Raw genomic sequence first — 26,206 nt, forward strand, 5'->3', positions numbered from 1 at the left:
CATCAATTATGAAAAAAATATATTTTATTATAAATCTGTTCGTTTTGGCAATGCTGATAGCTTGTTCAAACGATGGTCTCGATATTAATTTGGATAATGTAGCGGCACCTGCAAACATTTCAGCACTGACAACAGTTACTCAGGATAATACTGGAAAAGTTACTTTTTTGCCTAAAGGTGAAGGCGCAACACAGTATAAAATTAATTTTGGCGATGGCAGTGCAGAATCCGATTATCTGTCACCAGGTGCTACAGTTACACATACTTATGCGGAAGGCGTATACCATACAAAAATTATTGCGATGGGCATCAACGGAAAAACAACTGAAGCAGATAAAGAAGTTGTAGTTTCATTCAGGGCACCTGAGAATTTAGAAGTGGTTATTACAAATGATTTATCAGTATCCAAAAAAATAACAGTTGTTGCAAGTGCTGATTTTGCATTGTTCTATGATGTTTATTTTGGTGAGGCAGGAAAACCCGATCCTGTTTCGGCAAACAATGGAGAACCGGTTTCATATACCTATAAAGAAGCAGGAGTTTATACCATTCGTGTAGTTTCAAAAAGTGCTGCGGTTAAAACAACCGAATATACAGCAGAAGTTACGGCAAAACTTGTTCTCAATCCAACATCATCAGCGCCAACACCCCCAAGCAGACAAGCCGGAGATGTAATTTCTATTTATGGTTCTAAATATACCAATATTGCAGGAACTAATTATTTTCCGGATTGGGGTCAGGCCGGACAAGGTAGCAGTTGGACAGAGTTTGATTTGAATGGTGATAAAATGCTGAATTATATTAAATTAAGCTATCAGGGAATTGCATTGGCAGATAATGTAACAATAGATGTTTCAGGTATGGAATATCTTCATATGGATGTTTGGACAGCCGATTTACAGAAAATTGAAACTTCTCTGATCAGTAAAACCAATGGAGAAAAACCAGTGGTAAAAGATCTTGTGGCTAATCAATGGACAAGTATAGATATTCCGATTTCGGCATTTACGAGTCAGGGATTAACAGTTGCCGATATTTTTCAATTGAAACTTGTTGGAACTCCTTGGGCTGGTGGTACTGTCTTTATCGATAACGTCTATTTCTATAAAACTCCGGCTCAGTCAATTGAATTACCTCTTGATTTTGAATCTGCTGCCTTAACTTATACATGGAGTGGTTTTGGGGATGCCGGTTTTGGTCCTATACCGACTGCAATTGTTACAAATCCGGATAAGTCAGGTGTGAATGTGTCTAATAAAGTTGTTAAAATAGAAAAAACTTCAGGTGCACAGGTTTGGGCCGGAGCAAGTCTGAATTTAGAAAAAACAATTGATTATACGAAAGGAACAACTGTAAAAGTAAATGTCTGGTCTCCAAAAATTGGGGCTGATATATTATACAAAATGGAAGTTTCAACCTCTCCAAAAGATGGAAATGGTAATCCAACTGTTTTTGTTGAAGTACATGCAACAACAACCGTGGCGAATGCCTGGCAGGTATTGACTTTCGATCTTACCGGTGCAGCTGGTTTTAGTACTGTCAATAAATATGACAGAGTAATTTTATTCCCGGATTTTGGTCAAATGGGAACAGGAGCAATCTATTACTTTGATGATATTAAACAATCCAATTAAAAAAAAGAAATCATGAACAAGAAAATAATTATAAAGATAGTATCCTTATTTACGATTCTTTTGATGGCAGGCTGCCAAAAAGAGGATTTTACTTTTGGAGACATAACGGCCCCGACAAATATTCAGATCACTGCTGAAATTGTTGGAAAAACTGCTGATGCTCCTTATGGCGATGGTTCAGGAACGGTAAAGCTTGTGGCGAAAGCAGATAATGCAATTTCATACAAATTTGTATTTAGCGATGGAACTTCAGAAAATTCACCAAGTGGCAAATTCGATAAACGATTTACTAAAACAGCTGTCAATACTTATACTGTAACAGCCATTGCTTACGGAAAAGGAGGGATTGCGACCAATGCTACAATTGAAGTTGAGGTTTTAAGTGATTTCAGTGATGATGTGGCAGTACAGTTTTTAACAGGCGGAACTTCAAAAAAATGGTATTGGTCAGCTTCAGAACCGGGACATTTGGGTGTTGGTCAAAATGATGGCGATGCTACTAAAAATTATTATGCAAATTATTACCAGGCAGCAGCTTTTGAGAAAGCAGGATCACCTTCCAGCAGCTGCTTATATGAAAATGTACTGACTTTTTCTCTTGATGGAGAACAGTTGAAATTTGAATTGGATAACGGGGGATCCACGTTCTTTAATGCTGCTTTTGCAAGTGTAGCAGGAGGAAGTTCTCCAGATGATGCGTGTTTGGCTTATGATGCCAGTGGCGTAAAAACAGTTTCTTTAAGCCCTTCAGAATCTGTAATCATGTCAAATCCAAATCATGCAACCCAAACAAGAGGAACAACCATGAACTTCTCAGACGGCGGTTTTATGGGATATTATATTGGTCAGACTTCTTATGAGATTTTATCGATTACAGCAAACAGAATGACAGTTAGGGCTGTAATGGGAGGAAATCCCGCATTAGCATGGTATCATACTTTTACTACCACACCGCCTGTTCAGAATCCGGTAACAGATTATACAAATTTAGTATGGTCAGACGAATTTAATACAGATGGAGCGCCGGATGCTGCCAAATGGGGTTATGATTTAGGGAACGGAGGTTTTGGCAATAATGAAAAACAAAACTATACCAATGCTGCAGCAAATGTAATTGTACAAGGAGGGAATTTAAAAATTACCGCTAAAAAAGAAGCTTCCGGAGGTTCTGAGTATTCTTCGGCAAGATTAAAATCAGATGGTAAATATGCATTTACTTACGGAAAAGTTGAGGTACGTGCAAAATTACCAACAGGCGGCGGAACCTGGCCGGCAATCTGGATGTTAGGACAAAATTATGCAACAAGTGCATGGCCTGCCTGCGGGGAAATAGATATTATGGAACATGTTGGAAATAGTCAGGGCCTGATTCACGGGACGCTTCATTATCCGGGGCATTCTGGAGGAAATGGCAATACAGGATCAAAAACTATTGCAAATGTTTCAACAGAATTTCATGTATATAAAACGATTTGGAGCCCGTCTTCAGTAAAAATTTATGTAGACGATCAGTTAATTCATTCTGTTCCCAATGACGCTTCATTACCTTTCAATAAAAGCTTTTTCCTGATTTTGAATGTAGCGATGGGAGGTACTTTCGGCGGTAATATTGATCCTGCTTTTACACAATCCTCTATGGAGATTGATTATGTAAGAGTGTATCAATAGAATATAGATTAATTAGTAAAAACGGGAAGGCCGGTTTAGGCTGGCCTTCTTAATTTAGTTATTTAAAAAAATTAGAATGAAAAAAGTAGTATTACTATTTATGATAAGCAGCTTTTGTGTTGGACAGCAAGCAAAAAGAAAACTAATTTGGGAAGAGAATTTTAATAAAAAGCACTTAAACGAATCAGTTTGGAATTTCGAGCTTGGTGATGGCTGCCCAAATCTTTGCGGTTGGGGAAATAATGAAAGGCAGCTTTATACTAAAAACAATCACCGGATTAAAGAGGGTAATTTAATTATTGAAGGCAGAAAAGAAGGGGACAAATACACATCGGCTAAGATTACGACAAAAGGTAAAAAGGAATTTTTGTACGGACGAATTGAAGCCAGGGCCAAACTGCCTGTAGGGCATGGGTTATGGCCTGCATTTTGGATGCTGGGAGCCAATATAGATGAAGTGAAATGGCCAAAAACAGGAGAAATAGATATTCTGGAATATATTGGCAGGGATCCACATATGATTTATACAACACTGCATACTCAGGATAGTCACGGAAATTCCGTAAACACAAAAAAAACTGCATTTCCTGCTATAGAAGCAGGTTTTCATGTATATGCAATTGAATGGAGTAAAGAAAAAATCGATTTTTTCGTAGATAATAGTTTGGTTTATACTTTTAATCCTGAAATTAAAAATGAAGATACCTGGCCATTTGACAAGCCCTTTTATATTATTGTAAATTTGGCAATAGGAGGGAACTTTGGAGGTCCGGATGTTGACGATACTATTTTGCCTCAAAAATTTTATATAGACTATATTCGTGTTTATCAGTAACTTCTGTAAATAGTGCTAAAAATAAAGACACAACTTGTTTGTAACGAATAGTTTATAACAAGTTGTGCTTCTTTTTTAATTGTTAAAACATTATGCTTATTTGATGTTTTTAAGTACTTTTTATTTAAAGATTAATTTTAATTTAAACTATTTGCTATTTTATTATTAATTATTGCCTATTCATTTGCATTTTAAAATAATTATTTGTTAAATTTGGAAACGTTTTTAACATAACCTATAAAAAAAAAGAAAGCCTATACAATAAAATTACTTTTTAGAAAATTACTCCAGATTTTAACAAAAACTAAAAAAGTAAGTATTATGGCTGATTTACATATTCCAGACTCTCTATTGGTTAAAAATTATGTCGAAGGCAACGAAAACGCTTTGTCGACATTAATAAAAAGACATGAGTCTAAAATATATGGATTTATATATTCAAAAATTGCAGACAGAGACATTTCAAATGATATTTTTCAAGACACTTTTATTAAAGTAATTAAGACTTTAAAAAATAATTCTTATAACGAAGAAGGCAAATTTTTACCTTGGGTTATGCGTATTTCTCACAATCTTATTGTAGATCATTTTCGTAAAACCAAAAAAATGCCAATGTACAGAGAAACAGAAGAATTTTCAATTTTTTCAATTATGTCTGATGACTCCCTGACTATCGAAGGCAAAATGATTGTGGATCAGGTTGAAGTTGATCTTAAAAAATTAATTGAAGAACTCCCGAATGATCAAAAAGAAGTTTTGGTAATGCGTATGTATCAGGATATGAGTTTCAAGGAAATTTCAGAACTCACAGGAGTTAGTATTAATACTGCATTAGGCAGAATGCGTTACGCTTTGATGAATTTGAGAAAAATTATCGACAAACATCAAATTATTTTAACCAACTAATACTATTTTGAGTATTAGCTCGTTATACTATATATAAAACATTTTCATGGTATGGCGAAAATTTACTCTAAAAAAGCATTAGCTTCTAAAAATCTAAAACCCAAAAAAGAAGTTGTTTCTTTTTTATTGAGTTATTCACAAGCTTTAACAGTTGTGAAAATTGAAAATAAAAGTTTTGAGATTATAGCTAATTAAACAGCCCACTACTTTTGTCGGATGTTTATTTCAGAAAAACCAAATGGTCGTTTTGGTAAAAACTCACTATTCGTATGTAAATACAGATAGTGAGTTTTTTTTTCGAGTTAAAGAAAGCATAAAAAAAAATCTTAATACTCTGATTTAAAAAATATTGGGCCTTGAAATTAAAGATTAATGATATATTGGGTATAATAATTCTGTAGTTAATAATGTTGTAAAACAACAATATTTATAAGTTATTATTTACTTTATTTTAATATAACGATTTAGATAAAAAATTGCTGCTATTTTATTTGTGTATTCAATTTTTAATTTTATTTTAGATAAAAAATAAATAGTATGTAAAAAATAATAAATAAAAAAACGTTTATAATTTAAATATTGTTAAAACATTTTTTATTTGTAAATCAAGAAGAAGAAAATACGTTTAACCCATAAAATTATTTGATATGATAAAAAACTACACTAATTAATTTATTCAGTTTGATAAACTTTTAAATCCAAAAAGATCTAGAAGATGGTGCAATTTTCAAAATTGCGGGACATAAAAGAATTTCTATTAAAAAGAAGTTACTTTAATCTTTGCGTTCTGCCGAAGAAATGCACATAAAATAAAAAACCAAAAAAAATCTATTTTAACAATCAAACTAATTAAACATGAAAATAAAATTTATAATGTTATCAATAGTATTGATAAATGTTGGAGTATATTCTCAAAAGAGTCAAATAAAAGACGCCCAGTCTCTTTTTGAAAAAGGAAAATCCCAGGAGGCAATAACGATTTTAAAAAAAACAGAATACCTCATTCTTAACGCCCCGGATGAAGAGAAATCAGAATTTTACTTTTTGAAAGGAAATGTATTAAAGGATTTAGCAATCAAAAATATAGATCCAGCCAATAACTTTACGCTCGCCTCAGAGTCTTATCAGGATGTGGTTTTATATGAAAACGAATCCGGCAAATATAAATTTTCCGTAAAAGCTGCCTTGGCATTAAAGGATATGAAATCTAAGCTTGTTAACGGGGCCATGAGTGATTTTAAAGCAGGTAACTTCAAAGAAAGCGGAGAAAAGAGTTATAAAGTTTATTTATTTGATAAAAAAGATACACTGAACCTCTTTAATGCTGCTGCTGCATTTTTAAATGCAAAAGATTACGATTCGGCAATTAAATATTTAGAAGAACTAAAAAGAATTAAATACTCAGGAAAGGGCACTATCTATTATGCTACCAACATAAAAACAAAAGAAGAAGATGCTTTTGTTTCGCCAAAAGCAAGGGAATCGTTTATTAAGGAAGGACTTTATGAAAAACCAAGAAACGAGTTTATCCCTTCTAAAAAATTTGATATTGCAAGACATCTTGCTTACGCTTATCTTGAAAAAGATGATTTAGTTAAATCTGAAATAGCTTATAACAATGTTTTGGAAATAGATCCTAATTTTATAGATGCCTATATTAATCTTGCTTATATAAAATTACAATCTAAAAAAGCTTTAGTCGATAAGATGGATGCTTTAGGAAATTCCAAAAAAGAAATGCAGGAATATGATAAATTAAATGCCCAAAAGGATGATATAGTCAGAAGTGCAATTCCGTATCTTAAAAAAGCACTTGTTATTGATCCAAAAAGCACAGATGTAAAGAAAACACTTTTAGGAGTTTACAGAGCTCTTGATATGACAAATGAGTATAATTCGTTAAAAGCGAGTATGTAGTTGTCAGGTACAAAGGTTCAAATTTGTTAGATTTAAAAGTTGCTGGAGTTCGTTCTAAGAATTTTAGCAACTTTTAAAGCTTTATGGCTTAACCTTACTCATCTCATCGATAATAGACTTCTTCCCAATTGTTCTCGTAATAATATCTTTTTCCAGACTCCAGCCACGTGCAGGTGAATATTCACGTCCGTACCAAATAATCTGAAGATGCAAATCATTCCATAAATCTCGTGGAAATAACCTTTTAGCATCTTTTTCTGTCTGCACTACATTTTTTCCGTTCGAAAGATTCCATCTGTACATCAACCTATGAATATGTGTATCAACAGGAAAAGCAGGAACTCCAAACGCCTGAGACATTACTACACTTGCCGTTTTGTGACCAACAGCAGGTAATTCTTCAAGAGCCTCAAAACTCTGTGGAACTTTTCCGTCATGTTTATCAATCAAAATGTGCGACAAACCATGAATCCCCTTTGATTTCATTGGAGATAATCCGCAAGGGCGAATAATTTCCTTGATTTCTTCTACTGACATTTTAATCATATCATACGGATTATCAGCCTTTGCAAAAAGCAGTGGTGTAATCTGATTCACACGCACATCCGTACATTGCGCCGAAAGTAAAACGGCTATCAATAATGTATAAGGATCTTTATGATCAAGCGGGACAGGGATAGTAGGGTAGAGTTCTTTTAACGTATTTATAACAAATTGTACGCGTGCTTCTTTATTCATTTCCGTATTTTTAATGACGTAAAAATAGTATAATTTTTATCATGTGCCTAATCCAGTTTTTCGTTGCAACTCCTCGTTCCGGCCGTAACATTTTTAAGCATTCGCAAGAGCTTCCGCTGGTCGCTTTGCCAATGCAAAAAATATAAACTGCCACAACTCCGGGGTTTTCACTGCAACCAGGGGCAAAACGGCTGTCATTTTCAAATTAATTAAAGTGGTAGAAATCTAAAATCAAAAGTCAATAATCTAAAATAAAAATATGACAACATTACAAAAAGGCGATAAAGCACCAAACTTCTCAGGAGTTGACCAAGACGGAAAAACACATAAATTGGCAGATTATACAGGAAAAAAATTAGTAGTTTTCTTTTATCCAAAAGCCAGTACACCTGGCTGTACGGCTGAAGCTTGTGACTTAAGAGATAATTTCGAGCGTTTTAAAGCTAATAATTATGAACTTTTGGGCGTAAGTGCCGACAGTCAGAAAGCACAGGGGAAATTCAGGGATAAATATGAATTTCCTTTCCCGTTACTGGCAGATGAAGATAAGTCGGTAATCAACGCATTTGGTGTTTGGGGACCAAAGAAATTCATGGGAAGAGAATACGACGGAATTCACAGAACAACTTTTGTAATTGACGAAAACGGAATAATTGATGAGGTTATTTCGCAGGTTAAAACAAAAGAACACACTGCACAGATTTTAAAATAAAATCATTGTTCAAAAAATGCCCTTTTTTTAAAAAGGGCATTTTTTTATTTATTATTAAACAATAATGTTAACACGTTTGGTGTAATTAAAGATAGTGTCAGGCTGAGAGGAGTCGGGGGGGCTTTCAATTGACAAGCCTTCGACTTCGCTCAGGATAACATCGATTTACAAGACATCTTATTCTAAAAGATTATTCCAGAACCAAACCTATCTGTCCATCATCATCCAGTTCCGTTTCAACGGTTTCATCATCCGATAATTCCGGTTTTTCGGGAATTTCTTCAACAGGCTCTTCATATGGTAATGGATCCAACAGATTGACTTGTTTTAATTTCTCAGTTGTCAGTTGATTTCCTATTGCTTTAAAACCTTTTACAGCAATGAAATCTTCAACATCAATGTGTAAATCTTCTTTCTGAACTCCTTTTACCTTTGCAAAAACCAATTGTGCTACGGGACGATAATCTGTAGAGACAATTTCTAATTGCGAATTAGGATGATCGGTAATAAAACTTTCTTCTTTATTTTCATTTTCAACAAGGAAACGTTTTAGGAAATAACGTTCTTTTTCTCCGTCATAATAAATAGCCGAAATTGGTTTTTTAGGATTCCATTTCTCCAGAACAATCATATCTTCATCAAAATGAGTAGACAATTCCGGAATGATAACTTTTAATTTACCACTTTGGTTAATAATTAAGATTTTATCGCTTGGTTTAAACTCTCCTAATAATTCTCCTCTTGCATCCACATTTAAACGTTTTACCGTATCATCAAACCAAACTTTTCTTGGTAGTAAAGTAGAGATTCCTTTCTCTTTTAACTCGATTTTCTTGATAGGATATTTCGTTACCAGGTTTCCTTTTGAAGCACGTCCTTTTATCGCTAAATTGGCAAAATCAATATCAAATTTCAGTTTTTTGATAGTTCCCACCTGACGTAATAAAATGGTAATTACTTCAGCTTCCCCATTCGGATTATGCGAGAAGTAAACCACCTGAGAACCTGCTTTTTCACTGGTCAGATCATACGCTTTATCACGCGTTACCCCTGAAACATTGAAACGTTTAATGTATGACGGGCCTGATTTTCCGTCACGGTAAATCATGTTGTAAATTGTACGTTTGTCGCTCTTGTCAAAAATTGCGATGTGAATAATATCTTTACCCACAAAAGTCTTGGCATCTACTTTGGTTACCAGCATTTTTCCGTCACGCAAGAATACAATTACATCGTCAATATCAGAACAATCGGTAACGTATTCGTCTTTTTTCAAACTCGTTCCTACGAAACCTTCTTCGCGATTTACGTATAATTTTGTATTTCTTAAAACTACTTTTGTAGCCTCAACATTGTCAAAAACACGAAGCTCAGTCTGACGCTCACGGCCTTTTCCGTATTTCTCCTTTAACTTGGTAAAATAGGCAATGGCAAAATCTGTCAGATTCGCTAAGTTAAACTCAACTTCCTTCATTTCATCTTCTAACTTAGCGATAAAATCATCGGCTTTATCAGAGTCAAAACGGGTAATACGAATCATCGGAATCTGAGTCAATCTCTGTAAATCATCATCATTAATTTCTCTGACAAATGATTTTTTGAAAGGCTCAAAACGATCATATAAATATTTGTAAAGAGATTCTCTGTCAGAATACAATTTGAAATCAATATACATTTCTTCACGAATGAAGATTTTTTCTAAAGTCGAGAAATGCCATTTGTTTTTTAATTCTTCTAACTGAATTTCCAGCTCTTGTCGAAGCAAATCAACTGTTCTGTGTGTTGAGATTTTCAACATTTCAGAAACTCCGATAAACAAGGGTTTGTTGTCTTCAATAACACAGCCTAAAGGCGCTACAGAAGTCTCACAGGCAGTAAAAGCAAATAAAGCATCAATTGTTTTGTCCGGAGAAACCCCCGGAAAAAGATGAATTAAGATCTCAACTTCAGCAGCTGTATTGTCTTCAATTTTCTTGATTTTGATTTTACCTTTATCATTCGCTTTCAAAATACTGTCAATCAGAGTTGTGGTATTTGTCGAAAACGGAATCTGCGTTATGACCAAAGTATTTTTGTCTAACTGAGCAATTTTAGCACGCACACGTACACGTCCGCCACGCAAACCGTCATTATAATTTGATACATCGGCAATACCCTGTGTCATGAAATCAGGATATAATGTAAAAGATTTTCCTTTTAAAATCTTGATTGAAGCATCAATTAACTCATTGAAGTTATGAGGTAAAACCTTAGTCGAAAGTCCAACCGCAATTCCTTCAGCTCCTTGTGCCAAAAGCAACGGAAACTTTACCGGTAGATTGTTTGGCTCTGCACGACGACCATCGTACGAAACGCCCCAATCGGTAATTTTTGGAGAATATAAAACCTCCAAAGCAAATTTAGATAAACGCGCCTCGATGTAACGAGAAGCCGCAGCTCCATCGCCCGTTAAGATATTTCCCCAGTTTCCCTGGCAGTCAATCAATAAATCTTTCTGGCCAATTTGTACCATGGCATCACCAATACTTGCATCTCCGTGTGGATGATACTGCATGGTGTGCCCAACAACATTGGCAACTTTATTATAACGGCCATCGTCCAATTCCTTAAGAGAATGCATAATACGACGCTGAACCGGTTTAAAGCCGTCCTCAATAGCCGGAACTGCACGTTCCAGAATTACATATGAAGCATAATCGAGAAACCAGTCTTTATACATTCCGGTTACTTTCGTAATCACGTCTTCACCTTCTTCTTCGGTATTTTCGTAAAAATGCTGTCCTTCAAAATGTTTGGCATCTACATCAATAATTTCATCATCTCCTTCCTGATTTTCATCAAGCTGATTGTCTTCTGAATTATTCTCGTCATCGTTTGGAATTATGTTATCGTCTTCTTCTTCGTCTTTCATTTATTTATATTCGAAATTATAAATTTGATATTATTTAATAAACTTTAATTGTAATATCTATCACATCTTAGTTTTAATATTTTTTAATTTGAATTGTATTTATCCAAAATTGTATTTTTCAAAATAAAGGGTTTTAATTCTTCATAACTGAAAAAGACATGCGGCTCTCCAGCTGCAAAACCAAGTAACTCATATGGCGTATATGAAAAAGTGATTCCGGTAGGTAATATATAAAAATTATTAGTCATTGGTATTTTATCGGATAGTACCCCATCTCCATAATCTGACTTAATTCTATTCTCATAAAAAGCAATAAAATCCTTATCAGCTGTATTTATTATTTGCTCGATAGTAATGTTTTTTCCTGTTGCTAGATCATAATTATTGTAAGAAGTACTCATCATACCATGCGCTCCACCTATATAACTATATGAAAAATCAGAAACAACGTAAATATTAGCATCTATGAAAACTGGTGATGAAACATTTAAATTTTCAGAACCGAAATTCTCTTCTTCATTTTTAGATTTTTCTAAACTAAAATTATGCTTCCAGTTTTTATAACTTTTAATGCTTACCGAATCGGAGTTCAAATATTTTATTTTTTTTTCGAGAATATCAAAACCGGTATTATTGGAAAGAATTTCCGCAAAAAAAATATAATCTCTTGAAGGAGTAAACATTCTCATTGCTTCTTCTTTTTTGAAGGCATCTCGGGAATCAAGCAATGTATAATCTATTTTATCGTAACATCTATAAGCCGGAAATGTTTTACTCGGATAAATTTTGTAACTTTTGTTATCCAATATGTATTCTATGTACATTTCTTCAGTTGAGAGATGGTGTAATTTAAGCTTACCAATAATTTTATCACTATCATCAGCATATATTTTTGCTATATAATAATCCTGCTTTTTGTCCTTATCAAAATAGCAATATAATATGTCGTTTTCTCCTTCGATATAAACAGATGCCGTTTTTGAATACCCGCCGTATTCTGTTGATAATTGGTTCGAAAGGTGTAATTGTATCTTTTTACTATCATTTATTGTTCCTTCGAAAGAATATATAAACGGATTCTCTAACTTTAATGTATCCTGATTTATTACAATTGTGTTTTCATTTATCCTGTAAATTAAACTATCATTGTTTTTCTCAATTTTAATTTCATTTGCAGGTTTGGACACAACAAGTGATTTTTTCTCATCATTTTTTGACTGACATGAAAAAAATGCTGTAATTAATAAAAACAAAATGTTTTTTCTCATAATTTATAACTCCTCAATCGTATCTAACTCCACCTTCAAATTCTTAATAATAAACTCTTGTCTGTCAGGAGTATTTTTCCCCATATAAAATGATAACAATTGCTCAACTGAGGTGTTTTTATCCATCATAATTGGATCTAATCGAATGGTTTCTCCAATGAAATTTTTGAACTCATCCGGCGAAATCTCTCCCAAACCTTTAAATCGTGTGATTTCCGGTTTTGGTTTTAATTTTTCTATGGCATCTTTTCTTTCTTCTTCAGAATAACAATAGATGGTTTCTTTTTTGTTTCGGACCCTGAACAATGGCGTTTGTAAAATATACAAATGTCCTTCTTTGATTAATTCAGGAAAAAACTGAAGAAAGAAAGTAATTAATAACAAGCGAATATGCATTCCGTCGACATCGGCATCGGTTGCAATTACGATGTTATTGTAACGCAATTTTTCCAGACCGTCTTCGATATCCAGTGCTGCTTGAAGTAAATTGAACTCTTCATTTTCATACACAATTTTTTTGGTCATGCCATACGAATTCAAAGGCTTCCCACGCAAACTGAAAACGGCTTGTGTATTTACGTCACGCGATTTGGTAATCGATCCGGAAGCCGAATCTCCCTCGGTAATAAAAAGTGTACTTTCCAGGTTTCTGGGATTTTTTGTATCCGGAAGATGGGCACGGCAATCTCTTAATTTTTTATTGTGAAGATTAGCTTTCTTAGCACGATCTGTAGCCAGTTTTCTAATTCCTGATAATTCTTTACGTTCCCGTTCTGCCTGCAAAATTTTGCGTAACAAGGCTTCAGCTGTTGGCGGGTTTTTATGTAAATAGTTGTCTAATTTGTTTTTGATGAAATCATTAATAAACGTACGAACCGAAACCGGCGGTGTTCCATCATCAGAGCCCATATCCATCGAACCTAATTTGGTTTTGGTCTGAGACTCAAAAACAGGTTCCATTACCTTGATACTAATAGCACTCACAATCGATTTACGAACATCAGATGCTTCGAAGTTTTTGTTGTAAAACTCACGAATGGTTTTTACAATTGCTTCTCGGTAAGCCGCTAAGTGCGTTCCTCCCTGTGTGGTATTCTGACCATTTACAAAAGAGTGATATTCTTCACTGTATTGTGTTTTACTGTGAGTTAAGGCGATTTCGATATCATGATCTTTCAAATGTATGATTGGATATTCTAAATCTTCTTCGCTGATGGTTTCCTCCAATAAATCTCTAAGACCATTCTCAGAAATATATTTTTCTCCGTTGAATATAATCGTCAAACCATTGTTTAGATAACAATAGTTTTTGACCATCTTGATCACATATTCTAAACGGAATTTGTAGTTTTTGAAAATAGTTTCGTCTGGCGTAAAAGTTACTTTTGTTCCTTTTCGCTTTGTCGTATCAATTATATCTTCTTCCTGAACCAGGTTTCCTCCTGAAAATTCGGCTGCTTTTTGTTTATCATCACGAACAGATTCTACACGAAAATAGTCCGATAAAGCATTAACCGCTTTTGTTCCGACACCGTTCAAACCAACTGATTTCTGGAAAGCTTTAGAATCGTACTTCCCACCTGTGTTCATTTTCGAAACAACATCGACAACTTTTCCTAACGGAATTCCACGTCCGTAATCACGGACTGAAACGGTTTTGTCCTTGATAGTCACCTCAATAGTTTTTCCGGCACCCATAACGAACTCATCGATACAGTTGTCTAAAACCTCTTTTAAAAGAATATAAATACCATCATCCGGTGAAGATCCATCACCTAATTTCCCGATATACATTCCGGGACGCATACGAATATGTTCTTTCCAATCGAGTGAACGAATATTATCTTCGTTGTATTGATTTTGCTCTAGCATAAATGAATTAGGATTTTTGGCTAATGTACCATTTCTCTGCAAAAAATGAAAGGGTATTTTTTTAAAGTTATCAATAAAAATAGCTTTACAAACCTATTTAAATTAGTTTTAAAATAATACAAAGGCTAAAAATATAAAAAATCAGTATTCTAACAAAAAAATACTTATTTGATTCCGAGTACTTGCTTTGCTAAAGCAATCATTTCAGACGTTCCCGTACTTTTGTTTTTTTCATCAGAAAGTTTTACAACGCCTTCCCAGTGCGTATTATCAGGCTTGGTTTCGATTAATTTTATGACCATATTCATAGATGGCAGACCAACATCATTGGTAAAATTAGTTCCGATCCCGAAAGACATCCTGATTTTATCTTTACAAAAATCGGATATGATTTTTACTTTATCAAAATTAAGAGAATCCGAAAAAACAATACTTTTCGATTTCGGATCAATTCCCATTTTAGTGTAATGCGAAATTACTTTTTGGGCAAATTCTACAGGATCGCCGCTATCATGCCGAACACCATCAAAAAGTTTGGAATATTTTTTATCAAACTGATCGAAAAATATAGCTGTTGTATAAGTATCTGTAAGTGCAATTCCGAGATCTCCATCGTAAACTTGCGTCCAATGCCCGAGACTCATGAAATTGGCCATTTTAAAACCGTATTGTGCTGCATGAAACATAAACCATTCATGTGCATGTGTTCCCAACGGGCGTTTATTATTGAGCATTGCAAAATGTACATTGCTTGTCCCAATGAAACTTGGATTACCAAAACTGTTTAATGTCTCATTTACTAAAACATGTACATCATAAGAATGACGGCGTCTTGTGCCAAATTCCAAAACGGAAACCCCCAGTTTATTATAATTATCTACTTTATTTTTGGTAAGGGTTTTAATAGCTTCATCATTTAATCGGATCAAATGATTTGTTTTATAGAAAAGCTCCGAAATCAAAGCCATCAAAGGAACTTCCCATAAAATGGTACGGTACCAAAAGCCTTCGATAATTACTTTTATTTCCTGTCCTTCCTGTATGATTTCAACTTCTGACGGATCAAAACTATATCCTTGTAAAAAATCTAAATAGGTTGGGTCAAGATAATGGCAGTAATGAGATAAATAACGTTTTTCTTCTTTTGTTAATCGTAAATTTGCCATAGCATCAACTGATCTTCGAAGCAAATCAGCAAAACCCGGAGAAAAAACATGTTTACCACGATTGATAAAAGCATATCGAACTTTTGCCTTTGGAAAAAGCTTTATTACAGCATGCTGCATCGTAAATTTATAGAAATCATTGTCTAAAATTGATTTCAGAAATGTTGTTTCCATGACTTCTTGCTGTATTGTTTTTTCGAATCCTATTAGCTAAGATACGTAAATTCAATAGAATAAGAAAATTACGAGCGGTCTGATATTCTATTTATTTCTGAATAACTTTAAAAGAAACTATACTGTTAGTGTATAAATAAAAAGTGATAAACTGTCCGATATTTTTGTCGAAGGTTACCTGAAATTCCAAACCACCTTTCTTTTCTTTTGGATTTTCAATTTTTACAGGCTGGTTTCTTTTATTCAAATAATACACCTGATCTGATTTTGAAATGTTTTTAATTCTAAAAGTAACCTTATCGCCATTTTTAACTTCAATCAGACCAGAATCCGGTGCGGTAATTTCAGAATCGTTTTCGATTAGTTTATTATAAATTAAAGGTCCGTTCAGAAAATCATCCTTACTTAATTTATCACCAAGGAAAGTTCCTGAATCAGGGAAATGTTTAGCAAAAAAATAGGCAGGAGGGGTATCGAAATAAATCGATGAAAACTCTTTGACCATCGTTCTTTTATTGTCATTATAATAGCCTTGTCCCCAGGTCACATCTATTAATCTCCATTTTCCGTCAATTAAAACGATATTCCATGCATGATTTGATTCAGTGTTTTTTCTCCCAATATCGCTTAGTCTGGTTTTGGAATCTCCACGGATGATTTGGGATTTTAAACCAACTAAAGATGCCAAATGGCTATAAAGAAGTGTAAAACCTTCACAAACTGCTTTTTGAGATTTAAATGTCTTTTGAAGCATATCATTATTAAACTCTTGTATTTTTCTTTGCTTTTCAGCTTCACTGCGATAAGAAAAACTCTGTGTTTTTGGTGGATTTAAAAAAGCAGCAAAATCATATTTTACATTAAAAGCAATCCAACAGTAAATGGCTCTTGCTTTATCATAATCTGAATTAAAATCTGTATTGATTCTCTTTGCTAATTCTTCAGTATTGTTAAAATTTTTAGGATATTTTGAAACAATATTATCCACAGCACTATTTTTTTGTGCAAAAGTATATTGTAGAAAAATTACATTAAAAAAAAGGAATAGAAGAAAGATCTTTTTTATTTTCATGAAATTAAAAACAGTCTTTAATAATGTTTCTGAGTTCTTTATCTAACTCAATATTTGAGATTTTATTTTGTTCTAAATCAAAATTTTCATTGAAAGCAGGCAATGAGAAAGTAGCTTTTATCTGCGCACCATATCTGGGTAAAGCATTACGTCCAATTTCTAAAACTGAAGCACCGCCTCTTGAGCCAGGCGAAGTCGCCAGTAACAACATTGGTTTTTGCTGAAAAACTTCTTTGGTAATTCGGGAACACCAATCGAATACATTTTTAAATGCTGTCGAATAGTTATTGTTATTCTCAGCTAAAGAAAGTACTAAAATATCTGCACTTGCAAGTTTAGCAAGAAATGCTTTTGCGAGTTCATGCTGTCCAACTTCTTTTTCAAGATCAACACTGAACAGAGGCATTGCAAAATCATTTAAATCTAAAACTTCAACTTCTGCATTTTTGAATAAACCTGCAGCGTAAGTTGCTAAATGTTTATTGATAGATTGTTGGCTGTTGCTTCCTGCAAAGGCTATAATTTTCATAGTATTAATTTTTATTAAAAGTAATGAAATTAAATTATAATCAAAAGCGTCCTCAATTAAATGGGGATAGTTAAGTAAAATAAAAGTCCAAAAAAGAATCATTCCTTTTTGGACTTTTTATGATTTTAAACTAATAAAACTTTGGATTAATTCTGTTCTAATTCCTTTTTCGGATGATATCCGAAAAGATGATGTTCTTTTATAATTTCCGGAATACCTGATGGCAACATATGTTCCCAACCTGATTTTCCCTGACCAATCATTTTTAAAACTTCGCGGGAGAAAACTTCTAAATTATGCGGATCGTAATCAGCAATATCCACTACTTTTCCATTGAATTTAAAGAATTTATACAGCTCTTTCATTCTAGGATGCACTTTTAAGTTGCCTGAATTCATTAAAACCCCATTTTCATCCAACATCGGATATAAGAAAACTTTCATATCACGGTAGAATAATTTTCCGAAGGCTTCAAGGATTCCACCACTTAAATGACGATAATATTTCTCATCAAAAATATCAACCAAATTGTTTACACCCATAGCCAATCCCATTCTGGCTTTGGTATAATTAGCAAAATATTCAACTACTTTGTAATATTCCTGAAAATTCGAAATCATTACGGTTTGCCCTAAAGAACAAAGCAATTCTGCCCTGTCCATAAAATCACGTTCATCGATTTCGCCATCTGAGCGTAAATTTGAAAGTGTAATTTCGAAAACTACCAAAGTATTGTCTTTCTCCACTTTGTTTTCTTCGAGGAACATCTTTAAAGACTTCTCATACATATCCATGTTTACTTTTGTAACCGGACGAAAACTTCCTCTTAAAGCAAGAAGGTTCTTTTTGTATAAAATGGCTGCTGGCAAAATATTTTTCCCCTCAGGATTAAACATTACGGCATCTGTCATTCCGTTTTTGACCAATTGTAAACTCATCAATCGATTGTCAACATCTGCAAAACGCGGGCCTGAGAAGTTGATTGTGTCAATTTCGAGCTGGTCTTTATCTAAGTGATCATATAAATAACGTAGTAATCGTTTTGGATCATTGTATTTGTAAAAAGCGCCGTAAATCAGGTTTACACCTAAAATTCCCAGCGTTTCCTGCTGTAATCGGGCATCAGTTTCTTTAAAACGAATGTGCAGGATAATTTCGTTATAAGCCTCATCAGGTTCAATCTGGTACCGGATTCCAACCCAGCCATGGCCTTTAAATTGCTTTGCAAAATCTATAGTTGCAACAGTATTGGCATAACTGAAAAAAAGTTTATTTGGGTGTTTTTCTCTGCTTAAACGCTCCTCAATAAGTTCTCCTTCAAAGGTCAGCATTTTTTTGAGCCGGTTTTCAGTAACGTAACGTCCATCAGCTTCAATTCCGTAAACAGCATCACTAAAATCTTTGTCATAAGCAGACATAGCTTTCGCAATTGTTCCCGATGACCCTCCGGATCTGAAAAAATGTCTGACAGTTTCCTGTCCTGCACCAATTTCAGCAAAAGTTCCGTAAATATTCTCGTTTAAATTAATGCGTAGGGCTTTGTCTTTTATGGAAGGAATCTGAGCGATGACCTTGTCACCTTTGAGTTTTATTTCTGTACCCATTTTATTTTAAATAGATTTGTTACAAAGTTAGCAAATTAGGTTTCTAATGAAAGAGAAATAATCCCTATTTTTGTAAAAAAAACAAGTTCAATTGAAGATCTATTTTTTAGGTACCGGTACTTCTCAAGGCATCCCGATTATAGGGGTTGACCATCCTGTTTGTAAAAGCACTGATGTTAAGGATAAAAGGCTTCGCGTATCTATCTGGATTACGTGGGACGAGCATTCGTATGTGATAGATTGCGGTCCTGATTTCAGGCAGCAGATGCTTTCCTGCGGCTGCAGAAAGCTCGATGCGATTTTATTTACGCACGAACATGCCGACCATACTGCCGGTTTAGATGATATTCGTCCGTTTAATTTCAGACAGGGCGAAATACCTGTTTATGCACATCAGCGTGTGATTGATAATCTCAAATCCCGCTTTGATTATGTTTTTGAAACGGTTAATAAATATCCCGGTGCACCAAGCGTAAAAACTATTGAAGTAATCAATAATAAACCTTTTGCAATTGGAGACAAAACAGCAATTCCTGTCAATGTAATGCACGGTGATTTGCAGGTTTTTGGTTATCGTATAGATGATTTTGCTTATTTGACCGATGTAAAAACTATTGAAAAAGCAGAAATTGAAAAACTAAAAAACTTAAAAGTTTTGGTTGTGAATGCTTTACGTGTTGAACCCCATGATACACATTTTAATTTGCAGGAAGCATTGGATTTCATAAATTTGATTCAGCCCGAAGTAGCTTATTTAACACATATCAGTCACGTTTTAGGTTTTCATGAAGAAGTACAAAAACAACTTCCGAAAAATGTTTTCCTGGCTTACGATAATTTAGAAATTACCATTTAATTATATTACAAAATGAAAAAATCCTTAATGCTTTATCTGTTTCTATTAGCAATCCTAATGAATATTTTTACTTATATGTTTTATAGCAGAGAAGTGAAATTTGAACAGGAACGATATGATAAAATGACTAAAAAACTAAGGGATAGCATAAGTACGGTTTCAACAAAACTGTCAGAATCAGACTATTTTTCATTGGAAAATAACGAAAATGCACAAAACTATTTTGATAATAGTGCTTCCGGAGGGAAATTTATTCAGTACGAAAAACTGATTCCGGTTGTGACCGAAAAACTACTGGACTTAAATTCAAATCCAAACGGAAATCCTTATACCGGCCAGGATAAAATCGATGATAAAAAATTTATCATCAATAAAATAAAAATATTAAACCACAGATGGATTATTGCAGATTACAGCAATGGTGAATTATGGGGGGAAGTATTATTGAAATACTTTGTTAACGATGATGAATCGATTGATTTTGAAGTGAATCAGTCGTTGCTTTATCAAAAGTAGTTTAGTTTCAGTCTCAGTTCAGTTTTCAGTCGCTAAAAAAAACTGAAAACGGAGACTGATACCGAATACTAATTAAGTAACCAATTCTTAAAATCAAAGAAATTCTGAGGTGCAACTCCATGCCCAACCGGATATTCTTTATAGACTGCAGGAATATTTAGTTTTTCTAAAATAGCAGGCGTTTTTCTTGCCCAGTCAATAGGAATTACCTGATCTGCCGTTCCGTGTGAGGCAAATATTTTAAGGTTTTTAAAGTCGTTTTTCTCGTAACCTTCCTTGATTATTTCTTCATTAAAATAACCACTCATAGCAGCTACCCGTTGAATTTTTTCAGGATACGAAAGCGCCACAGCATAACTCAAAATCGAACCCTGGCTGAAACCAATTAAAGTAACATTATTAGCATCAATTGGATAATTTACAACCAATTCATCTATAAATTTAGCAATTAAATCTCGCGAAGTTTTAGCTTGTTCGTTATCTGAAAATTTGTTTTGGTCAGCATCAAAATTAATCGCGTACCAAGCGTATGCGCCGTATTGCAAATCGTAAGGCGCACGTGCAGAAATAATATAATAATTATCAGGAAGTTCTGTAGCAAACGAAAACAAATCGGCTTCGTTGCTGCCATAACCGTGTAATAAAAGTAAAACAGGGTTCTTGTCTAAGATAACTTTTGGGGCTTGTATTTTATATTCTAATGATAAATTCATTTTTTTGTTGTAATTTATTTAAGTCTTCGCTCAGTATCAATTGAATTTTGACATTGCTATTGTTATTGAAATTTTATCCTATAGATTTAAACCATTTTTGAAATAATTCTCCAACTAAAGGAATTGGCCTTGTATGACCTTGTATGGCGCTAAAAATTCCATAAGCCCATAAAACAGAAATGCAGATCCACATGGGAAAAGTGATAAAAAAGCTGTCAAAATTGCTTATAATAGCTCCAAATGAAATAAAAGCCAGCGATAACCCTAATGCCTGACGAATATGGAAAGAAGCAAAACTATTTTTGTTTTCAGAATTCATAGACATGGCAATTAATACGCCAACAATTAAAATATAGCTGGTAATTGCGGCAGTTTTTCCTTCTTCGATCGAATTATTCATTGTAATTATTTTGTGATAACAAGTTGATTTTGATTTAAAATTCCATAAACAGAACCTTTAATTTCGGTTCCCAGAAATGCAGAATTTTTAGATTTTGAAAGAATGTTTTCTTTTGTAAAAGTCGATTTTCCTTCTGGTGTAAAAAGAGTAAAATTAGCCTTAGATCCTTCAGCAATGGAATTATTTTCAATTCCGAAAACCGCTTTTCCGAGTGTTAGTTTTTCGATTATAGTTTCTAAAGGTAAAACAGTCAATAAGGCTCCAAAAGCGCTTTCAAGTCCAATTGTACCGTTTTTAGCGGTATCAAATTCCATTTTTTTGAATTCAATATCAATTGGGTTATGGTCAGAAGTTATCATGTCTATTGTTCCGTCAAGAACAGCTTTTATAAGTGCGATTCTGTCATCTTCAGTTCTTAATGGCGGTGTTACTTTATATCGGGTATCAAAGCCTTCCAGTTTTTCATCATTTAAAACCAGGTGATGAACAGCAACACTGCAAGTCACATTCAGACCTTTAGCTTTGGCTTCCTTAATCATAGCAGCGGATTTTACCGTAGAAATTGTCGGAATATGAAGTTTTCCCCCGGCATATTCTAATAAAAACAGGTTTCTTGAAATTTGCAATTCTTCGGCTAAGTTTGGTATCCCTTTCAGACCTAATCTGGTAGAAACAATTCCTTCGTTTACAACACCATTTCCTTTTATATTGGCATCCTGTGAATACGAAATAACCAGACCATCAAAATCCTGTACATATTGTAAAGCAATTTTAAGCAGATTGGCATTGTCAAGACTTTTATTATAATCTCCAAAAGCAATGGCCCCGGATTTTTTCATGTCAAATAATTCCGCCATATCTTTTCCTTCGCTTGATTTAGTCAAAGCCCCGATTGGGAAAAGTTCTGTTGCAAAACCATTCGCTTTGTTTTTTACAAAATTAATTTGCGATTGGTTGTCAATAACCGGGAAGGTGTTCGGTTGTAAAGCAACGCCTGTAAAGCCGCTTTTTGCAGCGACATTCAATCCGTTTGCGATGGTTTCCCTGTCTTCATAGCCTGGTTCTCCAAAAGAAACACTGCTGTCAAACCAACCTTGGGAAAGATGCATATTATCAAATTTTACTTCGATTGTATCATCGATATCAAGAATTGAAGTTCCTATTTTTTCTATAATACCATCTGCAATTAAAAGATCAACGGTCTTGTTGTGAAACGGACTTTTTGAATCGATAATTTTGGCGCTTCTGATGATTATTTTCATATGTAGATAAATTTATTTTGTACTGAAATCGTAAAATGATTTTTGTAAAAAGTAAAATGTTTAAAAGAAACCTAAGTTTTACTTTACGAATTTGATAATTGCCATTTCTAAAGCTAAAAATAACAGTGCAAAGATAACAAACCATTTCCAAATTTGACTGTCAGTGCGCTCAGTTTGTAAGGTGTTAAAAATAGTCGAAATAGTATCAGCAGTTTTAAAATCTGAAACTACGTTTGTATTTATCCGGCTTAAATCACTTTCGCTTCGTTTGTAATTAAAACTCAGATTTTCTATCCAATTTTTTTTATCGAAAATGCTATAATTTCCGGCTGTTTCAGGGAAATCATTAAAGACTAATTTTACTTTATTGTTCAATAGCTGTTGAATCGGAATAAAGGAATCATCATTTCCTTTTACTTCCAGGATCGCATCTTTCGTTAATAAAACATCTGCGAAATAAGGCTGATTATTGCCAATCGTCAATGCATTAACTCCGGTTTTCTGATTGTTCTGACCCATTTTATAAAAAAGAGGAACAATTAAAGGCGATTGCTGAAAGTTTGAATTTATAACATTAATAGGTGCAGAGAAAACAGAAACTCCGGAAATCGGATTTTGAATCATTGTCAAAAATATACTTTGATCTTCATAAGATAAAACAGCCGGATATGGACTCGTTATATCAAATGATTTAGTAGTTTTCGGATATTGAAAATTACTTATTTTATTCTCAAAAACCCCCGAAAACAATGGATGATCAAAATTGATTTTGGTAATTAATTTACTTGCATTCTGAAGATTTTTAAACTGAATTTTTCCAAAATTCCCTAAAAAAGAATTCAGGTTTGAAATTGAACTTTTTTCAGCCGGAATCACAACAAGATTTCCTCCTTTTGACACAAACGATTTTAAAGTTGTCTGCAAAGCCTGTGGAACTTCTTCCAATTCATTTAAAATAATTGTATTTTGTTTCTCTAAACTATTATAATCTAAACTGCTGATAGGATAATTGTTGAAATTGAATTCTGTCGATGTATAAATTCTCGATAAAAAATTACTTTTTTCAGGATCGCCAATGCTGATAACATTCGTTTTTTTAGTTTTCGAAATGCTGAAATAAAGCTTGTTGTCATAAGTTAAACCGTTGTCTTCAATAGTTACGTAACCATGAAAAGCTTCTTTCGGAATCGTAAAATTGATTTTCTTTTTCTTATTATCAAAGTTGATAATCGTTTTGGCAATCAGTTTGTTCTGATTGTAAAGCGCCATCGAAATTGGTTTAAAATCTTCACCGTAAGCAGATAAATTCACGCTGATTTCGTAAAAATTCTCTAAAGTCTGATTAATGAAAACACTGTCTATTGCTATATTGTTTTTTTGTTCGGCTTCCGGAATTATAAAATATGGTTTCTCTTCAGAATTAATGTTTTTCACATCCTTTTCAGCTAAGCCAACAGCATCCGTAATAATAACTATGTCTTTTTTATGTGCTGATTTATGCGCTTTTATTTTGGCTATGATTGATGAAAGTTCAAGCGGAGTTGCACTGTAGTTTAAATTTTGCAGAGCACTTTTAGATGATTTAATATCTGTATTCCAGTAGTTTTCGGTATTGGTAAGTAATGAAAATTGAGCGTTTTCCGGTGTGTTTTCCAATAATTCCTGAACAGCACGTTTTAGTAATTCGCCTTTTTTACCTTTTGCCTGCATACTAAATGAATTATCAAGAACAATATACATTTCATTTGCAGCATTTTTGCTGTCTTTTGCTTCGAAAAAAGGCTGGGCAAAAGCCAAAATGATACAGGTAAGCAGTAATAAACGTGTTGCTAACAATAATCTCTTTTTAATTTTTGAGCTTTTACGAGTCTGAACAGCGAGTTCCTTTAGGAAGCGGACATTTGTAAAATAAGAGATTTTAAAACGTCGTAATTGAAATAAATGAACCAAAATTGGAACAATCAATAAAAACAGAAAGTATAGAATTTCGGGTTGTTTAAAATGCATTCTGGCTTTGATTTACTTCACTACGTTTTGTTTTTCGTGAAGATGCTGTCAAAAATACAAATTTGTTGAGAGAGTTAAGGCTTCGAAACTATTTTTATTAAAGTTTTATCACCTGCAAAGGAATTGTTACAATATCAATTTTTTTTCTATGCAAATTTATCGCAGTAAATCAGGCATCGTCGAGGATTTATAGAAATATTTAGCGCAATTAATTTTTTAAAATATGGTTTAAATATAACTTTTTTTATAATTAAAAATAAATGCTTTAAAGATATTATTGAGTATTTTAGCTTATTCAAAAAACACAATCAAGAACATGAAAAGATTATATATTATGCTTTTTTTAGCTTTTTCTTTAACTAATTTGGAAGCCCAGAATAAATTTAATTTATTGGTGGGAACGTATACCAATACTTGTAAGAGTGACGGAATTTATGTTTACGAATTTGATGCCGGTTCCGGGGATTTTAAATTAAAAAATTCTTCAGAAAATGCTGTGAGTCCGAGTTATTTGTCGGTTTCTGCAGATAATAAATTTATTTATGCCGTAAACGAAAACGGGACCCAAAGTACAGTAAGCGCTTTTGGTTTCGATTCTAAAACAGGAAAAGTAAGTTTTATAAATAAAAATGCTGCTTTAGGAGCTGATCCCTGTCATTTGATTAATGATAATAAAAATGTTATTGTTGCTAATTATTCGGGTGGAAATATTGCTGTATTTAAGAAAAATGCTGACGGAAGTATTACCGAAGGACAGCAATTAATTCAGCACGAAGGTAAAGGACCAAATGAAGCACGTCAGGAAAAAGCCCATGTGCACATGGTAGCTTTTTCCCCCGATAAAAAGTTTGTTTTAGCTAATGATTTAGGCTTGGATAAAGTTTTTATTTATAAATATAATCCAGGTGCAGCACATGAAGTTTTATCCTTAAAAGGAAGTGTTGATGTTAAAAAAGGAAGTGGTCCAAGACATTTAACTTTTAGCAAAGATGGAAAATTTGTGTATTTGCTGCAGGAATTAGACGGGACCCTGACTACTTTTGCTTATGATAAAACCGGAAGTTTAAAACTTTTAAAAGAAATTAATATTATTCCGAAAGATTTTAAAGGTGCAAACAGTTCCGCAGCTGTAAAAATTTCACCTGATGGTAAATTTTTATATGTTTCCGACCGTGGTGATGTAAATTCGATTTCAGTGTATAAAATTCTTAAAAATGGAAGTTTGGAATTGACGGAGCAAGTAAGTACTTCAGGAAAAGGGCCAAGGGATTTTGCTATCGATCCGTCTGGAAATTACCTTTTAGCGGGACATCAATATACGAATGACATCATTATTTTCAAAAGAGATAAAACTACAGGAAAGCTTACAAATACCGGAAAAAAAATCGAGTTGTGCTCGCCTGTCGGATTGGTTTTTACGAAGATTTAGTTTTATAAGAACAAAGG

Annotated in this window: 22 protein-coding genes; 10 read left to right on the forward strand and 12 right to left on the reverse strand. The window is 33.6% G+C overall.

All coding sequences use genetic code 11. From position 1 onward, the window contains the following. The first annotated feature begins 8 nt into the window (after positions 1-8). From ACEN92_RS00520 to ACEN92_RS00545, 6 genes are all read left to right on the forward strand, one after another. On the forward strand, positions 9-1,634 hold the full coding sequence (locus ACEN92_RS00520) for a PKD domain-containing protein (protein ID WP_495640416.1): 1,626 nt from the start codon (positions 9-11) through the stop codon (positions 1,632-1,634). A gap of 12 nt (positions 1,635-1,646) precedes the next feature. Further along, the gene (locus ACEN92_RS00525) at positions 1,647-3,302 is read left to right on the forward strand and encodes a glycoside hydrolase family 16 protein (protein WP_495640417.1); all 1,656 of its coding nucleotides are present in this window, start codon (positions 1,647-1,649) and stop codon (positions 3,300-3,302) included. 76 nt (positions 3,303-3,378) lie between these two features. Further along, on the forward strand, positions 3,379-4,137 hold the full coding sequence (locus tag ACEN92_RS00530; RefSeq protein ID WP_495640418.1) for a glycoside hydrolase family 16 protein: 759 nt from the start codon (positions 3,379-3,381) through the stop codon (positions 4,135-4,137). Between the two features lie 321 nt (positions 4,138-4,458). Then, positions 4,459-5,043 carry an RNA polymerase sigma factor gene (locus ACEN92_RS00535; RefSeq protein ID WP_495640419.1) on the forward strand — a complete coding sequence of 195 codons (585 nt, stop codon included), beginning with the start codon at positions 4,459-4,461 and terminating at the stop codon, positions 5,041-5,043. A 51-nt stretch (positions 5,044-5,094) separates the two neighbouring features. After that, positions 5,095-5,238, forward strand: coding sequence for a hypothetical protein (locus ACEN92_RS00540; RefSeq protein ID WP_495640420.1), 144 nt, complete (start codon positions 5,095-5,097; stop codon positions 5,236-5,238). Positions 5,239-5,898: 660 nt separating this feature from the next. Continuing rightward, positions 5,899-6,960: a tetratricopeptide repeat protein gene (locus ACEN92_RS00545; protein ID WP_495640421.1), complete on the forward strand. Its 1,062-nt coding sequence runs from the start codon at positions 5,899-5,901 to the stop codon at positions 6,958-6,960. 81 nt (positions 6,961-7,041) lie between these two features. Here the strand turns inward: ACEN92_RS00545 and ACEN92_RS00550 are convergent, their stop codons facing one another. Further along, positions 7,042-7,698, reverse strand: coding sequence for an endonuclease III domain-containing protein (locus ACEN92_RS00550; protein WP_495640422.1), 657 nt, complete (start codon positions 7,696-7,698; stop codon positions 7,042-7,044). Between the two features lie 259 nt (positions 7,699-7,957). Here ACEN92_RS00550 and bcp point away from each other — a divergent pair, with 259 nt between their 5' ends. Further along, positions 7,958-8,410 (forward strand): thioredoxin-dependent thiol peroxidase, encoded by a 453-nt coding sequence (bcp, locus tag ACEN92_RS00555; protein WP_495640423.1) that lies wholly within the window; start codon positions 7,958-7,960, stop codon positions 8,408-8,410. A gap of 190 nt (positions 8,411-8,600) precedes the next feature. Here bcp and ACEN92_RS00560 read toward each other — a convergent pair whose 3' ends face one another. The 7 genes from ACEN92_RS00560 to ACEN92_RS00590 form a co-directional block, all read right to left on the reverse strand. Then, entirely contained in the window at positions 8,601-11,321 is a 2,721-nt protein-coding gene (locus tag ACEN92_RS00560) for a DNA gyrase/topoisomerase IV subunit A (RefSeq protein WP_495640424.1), read from the reverse strand. Positions 11,322-11,404: 83 nt separating this feature from the next. Next, on the reverse strand, positions 11,405-12,589 hold the full coding sequence (locus ACEN92_RS00565) for an RsiV family protein (protein WP_495640425.1): 1,185 nt from the start codon (positions 12,587-12,589) through the stop codon (positions 11,405-11,407). A 3-nt stretch (positions 12,590-12,592) separates the two neighbouring features. Then, positions 12,593-14,461, reverse strand: a complete 1,869-nt coding sequence (locus tag ACEN92_RS00570; RefSeq protein WP_495640426.1) for a DNA topoisomerase IV subunit B — start codon at positions 14,459-14,461, stop codon at positions 12,593-12,595. Between the two features lie 164 nt (positions 14,462-14,625). Next, the gene (pncB, locus tag ACEN92_RS00575; protein ID WP_495640427.1) at positions 14,626-15,801 is read right to left on the reverse strand and encodes a nicotinate phosphoribosyltransferase; all 1,176 of its coding nucleotides are present in this window, start codon (positions 15,799-15,801) and stop codon (positions 14,626-14,628) included. A 91-nt stretch (positions 15,802-15,892) separates the two neighbouring features. Then, a complete protein-coding gene (locus tag ACEN92_RS00580) occupies positions 15,893-16,789 on the reverse strand; it encodes a transglutaminase domain-containing protein (RefSeq protein WP_495640428.1) in 897 nt (298 codons plus the stop codon). A gap of 88 nt (positions 16,790-16,877) precedes the next feature. Continuing rightward, the gene (locus ACEN92_RS00585) at positions 16,878-17,402 is read right to left on the reverse strand and encodes an NADPH-dependent FMN reductase (protein ID WP_495640429.1); all 525 of its coding nucleotides are present in this window, start codon (positions 17,400-17,402) and stop codon (positions 16,878-16,880) included. Between the two features lie 146 nt (positions 17,403-17,548). Beyond that, complete coding sequence (locus ACEN92_RS00590) at positions 17,549-19,006, reverse strand: TonB-dependent receptor (RefSeq protein ID WP_495640430.1); 1,458 nt, start codon at positions 19,004-19,006, stop codon at positions 17,549-17,551. A 91-nt stretch (positions 19,007-19,097) separates the two neighbouring features. On the opposite strand from ACEN92_RS00590, the gene ACEN92_RS00595 reads away from it, so the two are divergent. Both ACEN92_RS00595 and ACEN92_RS00600 read left to right on the forward strand, forming a co-directional pair. After that, positions 19,098-19,862 (forward strand): MBL fold metallo-hydrolase, encoded by a 765-nt coding sequence (locus ACEN92_RS00595; protein ID WP_495640431.1) that lies wholly within the window; start codon positions 19,098-19,100, stop codon positions 19,860-19,862. A 12-nt stretch (positions 19,863-19,874) separates the two neighbouring features. Further along, positions 19,875-20,378 carry a hypothetical protein gene (locus tag ACEN92_RS00600; RefSeq protein WP_495640432.1) on the forward strand — a complete coding sequence of 168 codons (504 nt, stop codon included), beginning with the start codon at positions 19,875-19,877 and terminating at the stop codon, positions 20,376-20,378. A gap of 68 nt (positions 20,379-20,446) precedes the next feature. Here ACEN92_RS00600 and ACEN92_RS00605 read toward each other — a convergent pair whose 3' ends face one another. The 4 genes from ACEN92_RS00605 to ACEN92_RS00620 form a co-directional block, all read right to left on the reverse strand. Further along, positions 20,447-21,091: an alpha/beta hydrolase gene (locus ACEN92_RS00605; RefSeq protein WP_495640433.1), complete on the reverse strand. Its 645-nt coding sequence runs from the start codon at positions 21,089-21,091 to the stop codon at positions 20,447-20,449. A 73-nt stretch (positions 21,092-21,164) separates the two neighbouring features. Continuing rightward, a complete protein-coding gene (locus ACEN92_RS00610; protein WP_007811777.1) occupies positions 21,165-21,491 on the reverse strand; it encodes a hypothetical protein in 327 nt (108 codons plus the stop codon). 5 nt (positions 21,492-21,496) lie between these two features. After that, positions 21,497-22,753 carry a dihydroorotase gene (locus ACEN92_RS00615; RefSeq protein ID WP_495640434.1) on the reverse strand — a complete coding sequence of 419 codons (1,257 nt, stop codon included), beginning with the start codon at positions 22,751-22,753 and terminating at the stop codon, positions 21,497-21,499. A gap of 78 nt (positions 22,754-22,831) precedes the next feature. Then, the gene (locus ACEN92_RS00620; protein WP_495640435.1) at positions 22,832-24,760 is read right to left on the reverse strand and encodes a BatA domain-containing protein; all 1,929 of its coding nucleotides are present in this window, start codon (positions 24,758-24,760) and stop codon (positions 22,832-22,834) included. A 316-nt stretch (positions 24,761-25,076) separates the two neighbouring features. Here ACEN92_RS00620 and ACEN92_RS00625 point away from each other — a divergent pair, with 316 nt between their 5' ends. Beyond that, complete coding sequence (locus tag ACEN92_RS00625) at positions 25,077-26,189, forward strand: lactonase family protein (protein ID WP_495640436.1); 1,113 nt, start codon at positions 25,077-25,079, stop codon at positions 26,187-26,189. The last annotated feature ends 17 nt before the right edge of the window (positions 26,190-26,206 follow it).

The sequence above is a fragment of the Flavobacterium sp. Flavsp81 genome (assembly GCF_059491325.1).

What these genes read in the sequence shown, in the direction of transcription:
- ACEN92_RS00520 (WP_495640416.1), top strand. Translation starts at nt 9, where the DNA reads ATGAAAAAAATATATTTTATTATAAATCTGTTCGTTTTGGCAATGCTG.
- ACEN92_RS00525 (WP_495640417.1), top strand. Translation starts at nt 1,647, where the DNA reads ATGAACAAGAAAATAATTATAAAGATAGTATCCTTATTTACGATTCTT.
- ACEN92_RS00530 (WP_495640418.1), top strand. Translation starts at nt 3,379, where the DNA reads ATGAAAAAAGTAGTATTACTATTTATGATAAGCAGCTTTTGTGTTGGA.
- ACEN92_RS00535 (WP_495640419.1), top strand. Translation starts at nt 4,459, where the DNA reads ATGGCTGATTTACATATTCCAGACTCTCTATTGGTTAAAAATTATGTC.
- ACEN92_RS00540 (WP_495640420.1), top strand. Translation starts at nt 5,095, where the DNA reads ATGGCGAAAATTTACTCTAAAAAAGCATTAGCTTCTAAAAATCTAAAA.
- ACEN92_RS00545 (WP_495640421.1), top strand. Translation starts at nt 5,899, where the DNA reads ATGAAAATAAAATTTATAATGTTATCAATAGTATTGATAAATGTTGGA.
- ACEN92_RS00550 (WP_495640422.1), bottom strand. Translation starts at nt 7,698, where the DNA reads ATGAATAAAGAAGCACGCGTACAATTTGTTATAAATACGTTAAAAGAA.
- bcp (WP_495640423.1), top strand. Translation starts at nt 7,958, where the DNA reads ATGACAACATTACAAAAAGGCGATAAAGCACCAAACTTCTCAGGAGTT.
- ACEN92_RS00560 (WP_495640424.1), bottom strand. Translation starts at nt 11,321, where the DNA reads ATGAAAGACGAAGAAGAAGACGATAACATAATTCCAAACGATGACGAG.
- ACEN92_RS00565 (WP_495640425.1), bottom strand. Translation starts at nt 12,589, where the DNA reads ATGAGAAAAAACATTTTGTTTTTATTAATTACAGCATTTTTTTCATGT.
- ACEN92_RS00570 (WP_495640426.1), bottom strand. Translation starts at nt 14,461, where the DNA reads ATGCTAGAGCAAAATCAATACAACGAAGATAATATTCGTTCACTCGAT.
- pncB (WP_495640427.1), bottom strand. Translation starts at nt 15,801, where the DNA reads ATGGAAACAACATTTCTGAAATCAATTTTAGACAATGATTTCTATAAA.
- ACEN92_RS00585 (WP_495640429.1), bottom strand. Translation starts at nt 17,402, where the DNA reads ATGAAAATTATAGCCTTTGCAGGAAGCAACAGCCAACAATCTATCAAT.
- ACEN92_RS00590 (WP_495640430.1), bottom strand. Translation starts at nt 19,006, where the DNA reads ATGGGTACAGAAATAAAACTCAAAGGTGACAAGGTCATCGCTCAGATT.
- ACEN92_RS00600 (WP_495640432.1), top strand. Translation starts at nt 19,875, where the DNA reads ATGAAAAAATCCTTAATGCTTTATCTGTTTCTATTAGCAATCCTAATG.
- ACEN92_RS00605 (WP_495640433.1), bottom strand. Translation starts at nt 21,091, where the DNA reads ATGAATTTATCATTAGAATATAAAATACAAGCCCCAAAAGTTATCTTA.
- ACEN92_RS00610 (WP_007811777.1), bottom strand. Translation starts at nt 21,491, where the DNA reads ATGAATAATTCGATCGAAGAAGGAAAAACTGCCGCAATTACCAGCTAT.
- ACEN92_RS00615 (WP_495640434.1), bottom strand. Translation starts at nt 22,753, where the DNA reads ATGAAAATAATCATCAGAAGCGCCAAAATTATCGATTCAAAAAGTCCG.
- ACEN92_RS00620 (WP_495640435.1), bottom strand. Translation starts at nt 24,760, where the DNA reads ATGCATTTTAAACAACCCGAAATTCTATACTTTCTGTTTTTATTGATT.
- ACEN92_RS00625 (WP_495640436.1), top strand. Translation starts at nt 25,077, where the DNA reads ATGAAAAGATTATATATTATGCTTTTTTTAGCTTTTTCTTTAACTAAT.